Below are 12,616 nucleotides of genomic sequence, written 5' to 3' on the forward strand. Positions count from 1 at the left end.
CCGCCTCCCGCTCAACCGCGCCCGCCGCGCGGGAACGTGACCTCCACGCGACGGTTCTTCCGCCGCCCGTCCTCCGTCCCGTTGTCGGCGACCGGGTACTCCTCGCCGTACCCCCGGATCTCGTACCGCACCGCCGACGAGCCCAGTTCGCCGGCCAGCGCCCGCTGCACCGCGTTCGCCCGGTCCTTCGACAACGCCAGCCCGTGGTCCTCCGACCCCAGGTCGTCGGTGAAGCCGAACACCCTGATCACCGTCGCGTGCTGCTTCTTCGCCTCGGCGGCGATGGCCCGGATGCGGGCGGCGGCCGCACCGCCCAGCGCCGCGCTGTCCTTCTCGAACAGCACCTCGGCCTGAAGGGCGAACGTGACGTCCGTATTGGTGTCCACGCGGCGCTCCTCGCCGCCGCCCGACTCCACCACCGACTTCACGTCGAGCACCCGGCCGGGGGCGAGCCGCGCGCCCTGCCGCAGCCGCAGCCCCGGCGCCCGCGGGTCGGTCCGTACGGGCGGCGTGGTGTCGGCACGGCCACCGGGCCCGGCGTCGACGGCGTACGCGGCGGGGGCCGGCAGCACGAGCAGCGCCAGGAGCACGGTCGTGGCCGCCGCCCCGGCCGGGCGCGGGTTCCCGTTCCTCCTGCTCATCCCGAGATCCTGATGCGCACGGACGGCATGGTGGGCAGCTGGAAGTCCACGTCCTTGACGTCGGCGGGCGGCGCCGGGAACTGTGCGAAGACCGCCCGGCTCTCCCCCGGCCGGATGCCCACGAGGCCGGTGGTGCACAGGCATTCGCCGTCCGTGTCGCGCAGCACGAGGTAGCGCTTCTTGCCGGCCGGGTCGACGAGGGAGGCCCCGGAGACGGAGGACTGCGACTTCATCTCCGTCTCCTTCGAACGCCAGGTCAGGGCGTTGTAGGGCTTGGTGCCCCGGTTGGTCACCGTGCCGTCGACGGTGACGAAGCCGCCCTGGTCCCGTTCCGCCGAGTGGAGCGTGAGCTCGATCCCGTCGGGCCCCTTCAGCTGCCCGATGGTGGCGGTGGGCCGCGGCGCGGGCTCGCCCGTGGCGCCCGCGCCGGGTGTGCCCCGGCCCTTGGCGGCCCCCGGGCCCGGCGTACGCGCCCCGTCCTGGTCCCCGTCGCCGCCCTCGCCGCCGCAGCCGGCCAGGGCGAGGGTTATGACGGCCACGAGCGCTGCTGCGGCCGGTCCAGTTCTCATGCTGCGTTCCGTTCCGTCGATCGGCAGGCGTCAATCGGTGAGCGTCGGTCGGTGGCGTCAGTCGGTGAGGCGTACGGCGAACAGGTCGGCGGCCGGCGGCGCGTTGCCGGGGCGCCGCGGGTCGACGGTCAGCGGCCGGCCGTCGCAGAGGAGGGTGACGAGGGCGGGACCGGCCGGGGAAGCGGAGGGCGAGGGGGTGGGAGCGGAAGTGGAGGGGGGTGTGGGGGTCGGCGTGGGCGCTCCCGGCGCCGGCTCGCAGCGCGGGGTCACCGTGGCCCGCGCCCGCGCCGTCGCGTACGCCTCCTCCGTGCCCGGCACCACCGAAGGCCCCACCGGCCGCGCGGCCGTGACGGCCACGTCGAACGAGCCGGGGCCGGCGCCCTCCGCGCAGCTCACCTCCGGGCGCGCGCCGTTGAGCCCGGCGTACTCCGAGGCCGCCCGGCAGGCGAGGGCGGTGTCGGCGCCGCGCCCGGCCAGCCAGTCCGCCCAGCCGCCCGCAGGAGCCGGCCCCGGGGCGGTGAGAGCTGCCAGGAAGCCGGACAGCAGCTGGTCGCGGTAGTCCTGAGCGGCGGCGAGCGCCGCCGCGTCGGCCGCGGTCTGGGCGCCGTTGCGCGCCGCACCGGCCCGCCCGACGGCGAACAGGGCGAACGCGAGGAACAACAGGGCGGCGACGGCGACCACGTACAGCGGGAACGCCTGCCCGGCGTCCCGGCCGCCCCGGCGGTCCCGCCGGCTCCGGGCGGCCGCCCGTCTCAACCCGTGATCTTCTGGATCTGGTTGGTGATCGCGGTCGCGATCATCGTGCCGAAGTCGGTGGTGGTGAGCACGAGGATGATCGCCACGACGACCGCGATGATGCCCAGGTACTCCACCGAGGTCTGGCCCCGGTCCATGGCGGCCCGGTCCCCGCCCGTACCGTACGCGGTCCCCGGTCCCCGCAGGCGCCGTCGCATCATCGTCCCCTCCCAGGGCGTCCGTGTGCATGCGCTGCATGCGCCTCCATTCCCTTCCCCTGCAAGGGATGTGGAACACCATGCGCCGCACCCGACTGTCCCACACCCGGTGGTACCGGCGGAGGGGGTTCGCCCCGATTCACCGGACGTTCAACAACGTGCCCAGACCGACGCCCGAACCGAGGAAGAACCCCGCGACGAGAAGGATCATCGTGCCGGGGACCATGAACGTCGTGATCACCACCGTGGCCCGCGGCACGGTCCGCGCGGCGCGGCGCCGGGCCCGCTGCGCGTCGGTGCGCCGCATGTCGGTGGCGATCTCGATGAGCGTCTCGGCGATCGGGGTGCCGAGCTCCTCGCCCTGCTGGAGCGCGGTGACGAACTGGGCGACCTGCTCGGAGTCGTTGCGCCGGCGCAGCTCGTCGAACGCCTGCCGGCGGCTGACGCCCAGGTCCATGCGGCGCAGGGTGATGCGCAGTTCGTCGGCCCACGGGCCCTCGTAGCGCCCGGCCACCCGCTCCAGCGCCTGCCGGAAGCCGAGGCCGGCGCTGACGACGACGGCGAGCACGTCGAGGAAGTCGGGCAGGGTCCGCTCGATGGCGTCGCGCCGCTCGCGGACGGCCACCCGGATGCCGACCTCGATCCAGAACAGCCCGAACGCCACCATGAGCAGGGCCGCCACCGGCTGTCCCTTGGCGAGCATCACCAGCGCGCCGGTCAGGCCCAGCGCCCCGTAGACGGCGCGGCGGGCGGCGTAGCGGTCGACGGTCAGGCCGCCGGGGTTGCCGGCGCGGTCGATCCTGGTACGGACCCGCGCCACCCTCTTGGGCCCCATCAGGCGCAGGACGAGCGGCGCGTACCGCATGCCCAGCCGGTCGACGGCCGAGCCGACGGCGGTGGTGCGGGTGGCGCCGACCTCCAGGGCGACGGCCAGGTCCGGGGGCAGCCGGGCCTCCGAGCGGAGCAGCACCAGGCCCCAGGCGGTGCCGGCCACGGCAGCGGCGGCGAGCAGGGCGAGCAACAACCCGGTCATGTCTCGTCACCCACCCCTCAGACGTCGATCCGCGACATGCGGCGGATGAGGAAGAACCCCACCCCGTACAGGGCGAAGGCGATGGTGACGGCCAGCTGCCCCGGCCAGCTGCCGGTCATCCGGTCGAGCGCGCCGGGGGCGATGCGGTCCATGAGCAGCAGCGTGCCGACGCCCATGAGCGGGACGACGTACGCGGTGACCGTCACCTGGGAGAGCTGGGTGCGGACCTCGCGCCGGGTCTCCTTGCGCTCCTCCAGGGTGGTGGTGAGGTTGCGCAGCGAGCTGACGACGGTGCCGCCGGCCCGGTGGGAGAGGACGAGGGTGGTGACGAGCACGACGAGTTCACGGGAGGGCAGGCGGTGGGCCAGGTCGTCGAGGGCGTCCTCGATGGAGTGGCCGACGGCGAGCCGGTCGGCGACCTTGGCCAGCTCCTCGCCGGCGGGTGCCTCCATCTCCTCCGCGGCCATGCCGAGGGCGGTGCGCAGGGCGAGGCCGGCCTGGGTGGCGTTGGCCAGGATGCGGGAGAGCTCGGGCAGCTGGTTGATGAACCGCTCGATGCGCTTGCGGCGCTGCCACGCGAGGAAAGCGTGCGCCGACCAGAGGGCGAGGAGGGCGGCGGGCGGCCCGAAGAACGGCGCGAGGGCGGTGGCCGCCAGCAGCCACAGCGCGGCGGCGGCGCCGGCCGCGGCGGCGGTGAACTCGCCGGCGGTCACGTCCAGTCCGGTGGAGGCGATGCGCAGCTCCAGCCGGCGGCCGGGGCGGGTGGCGCGCAGCCACCGGTCCAGGCGGCGGAATGCGCGCGTCCGGCCGGTGGGGGGCGGGGCGGGGGCGTCGGCGAGGCGGTCGACGAGTGCCTGGTGGCGCCGGCGGCCGGTGGTGTACGACCGTACGCCGGCGACGGCGAGGGCGCCGCCCAGCAGGGTGGCGCCGAGGGCGGCGGCGGCCGGTGCGAAGGGGTCCATGGGCGGCTACCTCGGGGGGTACGGGTGGGTGGCGCCGAAGGCGGGGGGCGCGGCCTCGCCGGCGAGGCGCAGCCGTTCCGCTGCGCGTGGGGGCAGGGGGAAGTACGTGAACCGGCCGCGGACGACACGGTCGGCGCCCATCGGTTCGGCGTCGAACCGGCAGACGGTGGCGAGCTGGTGGCCCTGCTCCAGCAGGGCGATCTCGGTGATGCGGCGGGACCCGTCGGCGGCGCGGGCGAGCTGGACGACGCAGTCGACGGCACCGGCGATCTGGTCGCGCAGGGCCTCATAGGGCACGCGGACGTCGGACATGGAGGCGAGCGTCCGCAGCCGCAGCAGGGCGTCGTCGGCGCTGTTGGCGTGGACGGTGGCGAGGGAACCGTCGTGTCCGGTGGACATGGCCTGGAGCATGTCGAGCGTCTCGCCGCCGCGCACCTCGCCGACGATGATGCGGTCGGGGCGCATGCGCAGGGAGTTGCGGACGAGGTCGCGGATGGTGATGCGGCCCTTGCCCTCGACGTTGGGCGGCCGGGCCTCCAGGCGGATGACGTGCGTCTGCTGGAGCTGGAGCTCGGCGGCGTCCTCCACGGTGATGATGCGCTCGCCGTCGGGGATGAGACCGGAGAGGGCGTTGAGGAGGGTGGTCTTGCCGGCGCCGGTGGGGCCCGAGACGACCAGGTTGAACTTGGCGCGGACGAGGGCGGAGAGCAGCAGGAGCATGGGCTCGTCGAGGGTGCCGGTGCGGATGAGTTCACGGAGGCTGTAGGCGCGGGGGAAGCGGCGGATGGTGAGGGTGGGGCCGTTGAGGGCGAGCGGCGGGATGATGACGTTCACGCGCTCGCCGGTGGGCAGCCGGGCGTCGACCATGGGGTTCGACTCGTCGACGCGACGGTTCACGGTGGAGACGATGCGCTCGATGGTCTGCATCAGCTGCTCGTGGGAGGCGAACCGTACGGGTACGAGCTCCACGCGCCCGGCGCGCTCGACGAAGACCTGCTCGGGCCCGTTGACCATGATCTCGGTGACGGAGGGGTCCTCCAGCAACGGCTCCAGCACACCGAGCCCGAGCGCCTCGTCGACGACCCGCCGCACGAGCCGGTCCCGCTCCGCGGTGGAGAGGACGGGCCCCTCACGGCTGATGATGTGCCCCAGCACCCGCTCGAGCCGCCCGCGCCGCTCGGCGGTGGACAGCGCGGACATCTCGGCGAGATCGATCTCCTCGAGCAGCTTGACGCGATAGAGCCCGACGAGCTGCCCCTGGTCGCGACTCGCGCCGCGCTCTTCCCCCCCGACAAGCCGCGCCCGAAGACTCACGGGGACCCCCCGAACGCGGCACCGGGGCGCCCCGGCGCGCCTCCCGCCGGGACGGCGGCGCGGGGTTCGCAGGGCCCCGCCCCTCCCGCCGGCACGGCGGCAACGCCGGGCCCGCAGGGCCCCACGGCGACAGCAGGCACTGCCACCCCTCCCGCCGCGGCGGAAAGCGGGGGCAGTGGGCCGGTCCCGTCAGCCCCCGGGCAGCGCATCGTGGCCTGTTTTGTCAGGGTGAACGTCGTGCCCGGGAGCAGCGTGGGGACTTCCATCGTCACCGTCGACGTGGTCCGGGGGGCGCCCGGTGTGCATGGGGTGGTTGTCACGGTGGTGTGGGGGGAGAGCCATGTCGTCAGGGCCTCTCGGGCTGCCGCTTCCGGCGACGGGCGCGACGGCGAGTCGACGGTTGCAGCCCGCGCCGCGGCGCGGGCTGCCGTGCCGGCCTGCTGGGCGGCGAACGCGGCCAGGCCCAGCTGGACCGCGCCCAGGCCGACCAGCAGCAGCAGCGGCAGGAAGCCGAGGAACTCCACCGACGCCGAGCCCCGTTCCCCCCGCACCGGTCAGTCCTCCCGGGCCACGCCGGCCGTGCTCTCCACCGGCCACGGCCAGTTCGCCGCGCCGGGGAACAGCACCGGCACCCGCAGCCGCACACTCGCCCGGTAGACCGCGCCGTCCGGCCCGCAGCCGGTCTGTGCCGCCCACGACCCCGGCAGGTCCGCGCGCGCCACCGCGGCGCAGTCGCGGCCCACCGCGCCGGCGCGCGCGCCCCGGTCCGCCGCGTGCCCCGCCAGCGAATACGCGTACCCGACCAGAACGCACTGCCAGATCACGGCCAGCGCCACGAGGATCAGCGGCAGGATGCCCGCGAACTCGACGGCCATCTGTCCCCGGTCGCCGCCCCGGTCGCCGTACCGCCGCCGGAACACCCCCGGCGGCACCGGCGACAGCTGGTCCGGCCCGGTCCCCCCGCCCCCGGCCCCTATCGCCAGGCGTCGCAGGCCGCCCGTCAGGGTGCGTGCCCGGGGCGCGGCGTGGGCGGCGCCGGGCGGCCCGGCGAGGCCGAGTTCGCCGGCCAGGGCCCACAGCGCCTGCCGCACGCCCGACCGGGCGTCCAGGTCCTGCAGCCGCCCGGCGTCCACCGCCGGCTGCAACTCCTTGTAGCCGGCCGGGACCGTCGTACGGGCCGTACGCGTCCCCGTCGTACGGGCCACGAGCGGCGGCTGGATCTCCGCGCCGCGCGTATGCCGGTTGACCACGGTCGTCGTCTCCTCCGCCTTGCGGATCTGCAGCCTCTCCCACATGCGGACCATGCGCCCCGCCGCCCGCACCGCCACCACGTCGGGCGTGGTGACGAGCAGCACCACGTCCGCCGTCTCGATCACGGCCGCCCCGGCAGCGGTGATCTGCGTGCCGCAGTCGACGACCACCACGTCGTGCCGGGCCCGCAGCGCGGCCGTGATCTGCCGGGCGGCCAGGTCGCCGACGTCCTCGCCGCGTTCGCCCTCCGCCGGTGCCAGCAGCAGCCCCGGCCCCGCCGGGTGCGGGAACACCGCGTCCTGAAGCACCCGCGACGTGATGTCGCTGATGCCGGCCAGGTCCGCGACCGACCGCCGGAACCGCACGTCCAGATACGACGCGACGTCGCCCGATTGCAGGTCCAGGTCGACCAGCACCGTGCCGCGCCCGGCCGCGCTCGCCGCGAGCGCCAGCTGCACCGCCGTCACCGTCGTACCGACGCCGCCCTTGGCGCCCACCACCGCCACCAGCCGCCCGCCCGGCGCCGCGCCCGCGCCCGCCGGGCCCTGCGCGGCAGCGCCCAGGTGCCGCCGTACGCCCTGCGCCCAGTGCGCGGCGGCCTGCACGCGGGCGCTCAGCTCCTCGTACACCGGCGGCAGCGCGACCAGCCCGCGCGCCCCGCAGTCCATCGCCGCCGCGTACAGCGCCGGCCCGGGGTCGGCGGTCAGCAGGACGACCCCGGTCGTGGGGAAGCGCAGGGCGACCTCGCGTACGAGCTCCAGCGCCGGCACGGGCCCGATGCGTTCGTGCACCAGCACCACGTCGGGCAGGTCGCCGCCGGGCGCCGCGCCCAGCGCGGCGAGGACGTCGAGCAGGCGGGCGGAGTCGCCGACGGGCCGCAGCGGTTCGGCGCCGGGCAGCCGCCCGAGCAGCTCCGCGAGGGCGCGGCCGGCGTCCGGGTCGGCCACGGCCGGGAGAATCCGGATGGTCACCGTGGTCCGCCTCCTTCCGTAGCGTTCGCTTCCGCAGCGTTCATTTGTCGGCGTCGAGCGTGTACGTGCGGTCGCCCGCCCCGGTCGTGTCCTCGCTGCCCGGCGCGAGCAGCGCCAGCCGGACGTGGGACGCGAACGACTCGGCGTACGCGACGCGTTGCGCGTCCTTCGTGTCGAGCGCGAACGTGATCGGCACCGCCTCCCCCGCCTGCCGCGTCGTGGCGGTCGTGCCCCCGCCCGCGCCGCGCCCGTCGCCGTCCCGTCTGAACGGCGTGAGGCGGCCGACGTCGAGGACCTGGGCGCTGCTGACGATGAGCCGGGACACCGGCTTGGCGCCCTGCTCGCGTGTGTCGAACGTGGCGTAGATGTTGACCTTCGAGCCGGGCACGATCTTGCCGGCAACGCCCGTGGCAGCGTCGATCATGATGGCGATCTCCTGCTTGCCGGGCGCGAGCGCCGGCCGGGCCACGATCATGTCGCTCTGCAGCAGCGAGCCACGGCGCAACGGCGTCACCGCGATCTTCCCGTGGAGCGCGGCGAGGTCGGTGACGGCGGTGGCCGGCAACCAGCGCCGGGGCACCGAGATCCGCTCGAACGCCTCGGCGCGCAGGTCGCGGTAGGCGGGCACGTCCTCCTTGAGGCGGTAGGCGGTGACCTCGGGCCCGGTACGGGACCGGGCGTCGTGGACGACCGCGACCACACCGGCGAAGGCACCGGCGGCGCAGAGGGCCGACAGGAGCAGCAGGACGATCCCGCGGCGCTGGCGTGCGTTCATGGGGGCGGCGAACCTCGCTGGGGACGGGGGCGGGACGGTTCGGCGGCATTCAGCGGCCGGGTCGCTGCGTCGGAGAGGGAGGCGTGGGAGGGGCGGAAGGAGCGGGAGGGGCGGAACCCGAACCGGCGTACGAACCGGGGTACGGGCCGGCGTACGCACCGGCACGCGCACCGGCGCCCGCGCCCGCCCCCGCACCGGCCCCCGCCCCCGCGCCCCCCTCCTCCGGCGCCGCACGCGCCACCGGCGCCGCGCAGAAGCCGCACCGGTCGCCGATGAGGTCCAGCCCGCACCACCGGCACCGTTCGCGGCGCACCGACGACACGAGCTGGTAGAGCACGGACGGGTCGGGGATGGCAGCGGCGAACTCCACCGCCCGCCGCGTCCCCCACCAGCGCGCCGACTCCGCCGGCAAGGGGGCGATCTCCTGCACGCCCTGCACCCGCCAGTGCCGCGCCAGCGCACCCGTCACCCAGTCCTCGCCCCCGCCGGCCGGGTCCCGGGGCGCGGGCCGGGCGACCGTGAGGCGCGTGGCGAAGCCGGGGCCGGCCGGCGGAGGGCCGGAGCCCACGCGGACCAGCGCCCGTACGGGGCTGACCACCGCCGCGTAACCGGCGCCGGGCAGCAGCGAGGTGAGGTGCGCGCCCAGGCCCACGTCCATCCGGTCGAAGCGGGCCAGGGACGACAGGTGCGCACCGGCGTGCACGTAGTGGGCGAGCAGCCGGGCGGCGGAGGCCAGGACGCCCGGCGGCAGGTCGGAAAGGGCCAACTGCGCGAGCTGGCGGGCGAGGACGGCCACCGCCAGCGGCGGCAGCGCGAGCGGCAGCAGCGCGACCCGGCCGCTCTCCAGCACCGACCGTACGGTGTGCAGCCGCCGGACGTACGCGGCGGGCAGCGCCTCGCAGTGCAGGACGACGAGGTGGCCGCACTGTTCCAGCAGGGCCGCGACCTGGGCGACCGCGTCGTCGAGCGGCTGCTCCTGCGGCGGGTGGAGCACGGCCGCGGTGGGGACGGGGGCGGGCCCGCCGGGCGGCGGCAGCACCAGGTCGGAACTGGTGACCGCTATCGCAATCGGCACGTCGGCATTCCCCGTTTCACTCCGGCCTCGGGGGCGCTGCTGCCCCCGCACTTTAGCCACGAACGGAGCGGCTGAGAACCGTTTCCCGCGGTTTGCCCCACGCCCCGGAGGACCTTGCCGCCGGCCCTTGACGCACGCATTGGTCTGAACCATCTTGACCGTGCAGTACACCCCCCACATCACACCCCCACACCACACGCGCACGACTCCAACTCCCTTCCCACCGGAGGCAGTCATGGAACGTCCCCCTACGCCCCCCGCACACAAACGCCGGCCCGCGGCCGCCCTCATCTCCGTCCTCCTCGCCGCCGCCGGCCTCGCCGCCGTCCCCCACCCGGCACAGGCCGCCCCCGACGCGGGCAACCTCCTCCGCAACCCCGGCTTCGAGTCCGGCCTCGCCAACTGGACCTGTACGGACGGCAGCGGCACCGCCACCACCTCCCCCGTCCGCACGGGCACCAGCGCCCTCAAGGCCACCCCGTCCGCCTCCGGCACCGCCGAGTGCGCCCAGACCGTGTCCGTCCGCCCCAACTCCACGTACCGGCTGGCAGGGTGGGTACAGGGCTCGTACGTGTACCTCGGCGCGCGCGGCACCGGCACCACCGACCCGTCGACGTGGACGGCGAGCGCCACCTCCTGGCAGCAGCTGGAGACGTCCTTCACGACGGGCCCCGGCACCACGTCCGTGACCGTCTACCTGCACGGCTGGTACGGGCAGCCCGCCTACGCCGCCGACGACCTGTCGCTCACCGGCCCCGGCGGCGGCGACCCCGGCGACCCCGTGCCGGACGCCCCCACCGGCCTGGCCGCGGGCACGGTCACCGCGTCGTCCGCCGCCCTGTCATGGAACGCGGTGCCGGGCGCGACCGGCTACCAGGTCTACCGCGACGGCACCCGCGACCGCGCCGTGACCGGCACGTCCACGACCGTCACGGGCCTCGCCCCCGGCACCTCGTACCGCTTCCGGGTGACCGCCACCAACGCGGCCGGCGAGTCCGCGCCCTCCGCCGAGGTCACGGTCACCACGCCGGGCGGCAGCGGCGGCACCCCGAACGTGCCGCGGCACGCCGTGACCGGCTACTGGCAGAACTTCGACAACGGCGCCACCGTGCAGAAAATCAGTGACGTGCCCGCGCAGTACGACATCGTCGCGGTCGCCTTCGCCGACGCCACGACCACACGGGGCGCCGTCTCCTTCACCCTCGACCCGGCGCTGCACTACAGCGAGGCGCAGTTCAAGGCGGACATCGCCGCCAAACAGGCCGCGGGCAAGTCGGTGGTGATCTCGGTGGGCGGCGAGCGCGGCACGGTCGTCGTCAACGACGCGACGTCCGCCGCCAACTTCGCCGACAGCGTGTACGCACTGATGCGCACCTACGGGTTCAACGGCGTGGACATCGACCTGGAGAACGGCCTCGACCCGACGTACATGACGCAGGCCCTGCGTGCCCTGTCCGCCAAGGCCGGCCCCGGACTCGTCCTCACCATGGCGCCGCAGACGATCGACATGCAGTCGCCGTCGTCCGCGTACTTCCGCACGGCGCTCGCCGTCAAGGACATCCTCACCGTGGTCAACACGCAGTTCTACAACAGCGGTTCGATGAACGGCTGCGACGGCAAAGTGTACGCACAGGGCTCCGTGGACTTCCTCACCGCGCTGGCCTGCATCCAGCTGGAGGGTGGTCTCGCGCCGTCCCAGGTGGGCCTCGGGGTGCCCGCCTCGCCGCGCGGCGCGGGCAGCGGCTACGTGGCGCCGTCGGTGGTCAACGCGGCGCTGGACTGCCTGACGAAGGGCACGGGCTGCGGCTCGTTCAAGCCGTCGCGCACCTACCCGGACCTGCGCGGCGCGATGACCTGGTCGACCAACTGGGACGCGGCGAACGGCAACGCGTGGTCGAACGCGGTGGGCCCGCACGTGCACGGCCTGCCGTAACCCGTGCTGCCGTAACCGGTGCTGCCGCAACCCGTGGTGAACGCCTCCGCCGGGCGGCCTCGCGCACGAGGCCGCCCGGCGGAGGGCGCGATCAGACCTGCGGGGTCACGGCTTGGGCAGCGTGCAGCCCGGAAGGCTCAGGTCCAGCTTGTTGCCGGTGGCTATGCACTTGGTGAGGCCGTAGGTCTCCTGGGCGTAGCCGATGCCCTTGCGGACGGTGGTGTTGCCGTTCTCGTCGACCTCGCACGGGTTGTTCATCGTGCAGCGGTCGCCGTCCTCGTTGGCGGTGTTGTTGACGGCGACGACCTTGCCGGTCTTCACGTCGACGACCGGCGAACCGGACGTACCGCCGATGATGTTGCAGGGCGCGGTGTAGCGCATGGAGTCCTTCCACACCCAGTCCGCCTCGTGCAGCTCGGGCACGAACCCGTCGGCGTTGCAGGTGTAGATCTTCTTCCAGTAGCCGGAGACGACCTTGATGGCCGCGCCGGCCGTGGGGTGGTCGCCGGAGAGGACCAGGGCGTTGATGCCGTAGCGCTGCTTGACGGCCGCGTAGGTGGTGTCGAGCTGGTACAGCGTGACGTCGGTGTCGGTCATCGTCGCGTACGCGACCTTCGCCGCGCGCAGCGTGGCGACCTTGCCGGCCGTGGAGTTGAGCAGGCTGAACGTGCGGCTGGAGGGCTGGTCGGTGATGACCTCGCCCGCCTCCGGCATGCCGGTCTCCAGGCAGTGGCCGTTGGTGAGGACGAGGGCGGGGTCGGTGTCGGCCGAGTTCGGCATCCGGACGAGCGAGCCGGAGCAGTTGCTCAGCGCCACCGTGCCGGCGAAGTCCACGGCCTTGGTCTTCGCGGCGAGGGGCGCGCCCTTGAGGGCGGCGGGAGCCTCCTTGGTGGCCGCCGTGGCCGCCGCGGGCGCCGTGGTCGCCGCGGCCGCCGTCCCGGTGCCGGCCGCGACGGTCGCCCCGGCGCAGAGCAGGGCGGCCAGCGTTCCGGCGAGGGGTCGGCCGAGAGGTCGTCTCATGGGGGGTGGTCCTCTCCGATCACACACGCATCAGTGATGTGTCACGCGATTTGTCATGCGCATTGTTGGTGTCGCTACCGCGGACCGGCAATCGGTTGAGGTGAACTCGGAAAGAAGTT

Annotated in this window: 13 protein-coding genes; 1 reads left to right on the forward strand and 12 read right to left on the reverse strand. The window is 74.7% G+C overall.

The features are described from left to right. Positions 1–11: 11 nt before the first annotated feature. The 11 genes from IE305_RS23825 to IE305_RS23875 all read right to left on the reverse strand — a co-directional run bounded on the left by IE305_RS23825 (position 12) and on the right by IE305_RS23875 (position 9,544). Positions 12–641 (reverse strand): OmpA family protein, encoded by a 630-nt coding sequence (locus IE305_RS23825; protein WP_190131770.1) that lies wholly within the window; start codon positions 639–641, stop codon positions 12–14. Next, positions 638–1,210, reverse strand: coding sequence for a hypothetical protein (locus tag IE305_RS23830; RefSeq protein ID WP_190131771.1), 573 nt, complete (start codon positions 1,208–1,210; stop codon positions 638–640). Before IE305_RS23830 ends, IE305_RS23825 begins: the two co-directional genes overlap by 4 nt. 57 nt (positions 1,211–1,267) lie before the next feature. Next, positions 1,268–1,966: a pilus assembly protein TadG-related protein gene (locus tag IE305_RS23835; RefSeq protein WP_190131772.1), complete on the reverse strand. Its 699-nt coding sequence runs from the start codon at positions 1,964–1,966 to the stop codon at positions 1,268–1,270. Further along, a complete protein-coding gene (locus IE305_RS23840) occupies positions 1,963–2,166 on the reverse strand; it encodes a Flp family type IVb pilin (protein ID WP_190131919.1) in 204 nt (67 codons plus the stop codon). Before IE305_RS23840 ends, IE305_RS23835 begins: the two co-directional genes overlap by 4 nt. A gap of 136 nt (positions 2,167–2,302) precedes the next feature. Further along, entirely contained in the window at positions 2,303–3,196 is an 894-nt protein-coding gene (locus IE305_RS23845; RefSeq protein ID WP_190131773.1) for a DUF5936 domain-containing protein, read from the reverse strand. Between the two features lie 17 nt (positions 3,197–3,213). Then, on the reverse strand, positions 3,214–4,158 hold the full coding sequence (locus IE305_RS23850) for a type II secretion system F family protein (RefSeq protein WP_190131774.1): 945 nt from the start codon (positions 4,156–4,158) through the stop codon (positions 3,214–3,216). A gap of 6 nt (positions 4,159–4,164) precedes the next feature. After that, positions 4,165–5,472, reverse strand: a complete 1,308-nt coding sequence (locus IE305_RS23855) for a TadA family conjugal transfer-associated ATPase (RefSeq protein WP_190131775.1) — start codon at positions 5,470–5,472, stop codon at positions 4,165–4,167. After that, positions 5,469–6,023 (reverse strand): TadE/TadG family type IV pilus assembly protein, encoded by a 555-nt coding sequence (locus IE305_RS23860; protein WP_190131776.1) that lies wholly within the window; start codon positions 6,021–6,023, stop codon positions 5,469–5,471. The genes IE305_RS23855 and IE305_RS23860 overlap by 4 nt, the downstream gene beginning before the upstream one ends. A gap of 3 nt (positions 6,024–6,026) precedes the next feature. Next, positions 6,027–7,694, reverse strand: a complete 1,668-nt coding sequence (locus IE305_RS23865; protein ID WP_190131777.1) for a CpaE/TadZ family protein — start codon at positions 7,692–7,694, stop codon at positions 6,027–6,029. 40 nt (positions 7,695–7,734) lie between these two features. Further along, on the reverse strand, positions 7,735–8,469 hold the full coding sequence (gene cpaB, locus IE305_RS23870) for a Flp pilus assembly protein CpaB (protein WP_190131778.1): 735 nt from the start codon (positions 8,467–8,469) through the stop codon (positions 7,735–7,737). A gap of 49 nt (positions 8,470–8,518) precedes the next feature. Next, positions 8,519–9,544 (reverse strand): hypothetical protein, encoded by a 1,026-nt coding sequence (locus IE305_RS23875; RefSeq protein WP_229891435.1) that lies wholly within the window; start codon positions 9,542–9,544, stop codon positions 8,519–8,521. Positions 9,545–9,779: 235 nt separating this feature from the next. On the opposite strand from IE305_RS23875, the gene IE305_RS23880 reads away from it, so the two are divergent. Beyond that, the gene (locus tag IE305_RS23880; protein WP_190131779.1) at positions 9,780–11,477 is read left to right on the forward strand and encodes a chitinase; all 1,698 of its coding nucleotides are present in this window, start codon (positions 9,780–9,782) and stop codon (positions 11,475–11,477) included. 105 nt (positions 11,478–11,582) lie between these two features. On the opposite strand, the gene IE305_RS23885 is transcribed toward IE305_RS23880, so the two are convergent. Further along, positions 11,583–12,497: a trypsin-like serine peptidase gene (locus IE305_RS23885; protein WP_190131780.1), complete on the reverse strand. Its 915-nt coding sequence runs from the start codon at positions 12,495–12,497 to the stop codon at positions 11,583–11,585. Positions 12,498–12,616 lie beyond the last annotated feature (119 nt).

This window comes from Streptomyces mashuensis (genome assembly GCF_014654785.1).
GTDB lineage: Bacteria > Actinomycetota > Actinomycetes > Streptomycetales > Streptomycetaceae > Streptomyces > Streptomyces mashuensis.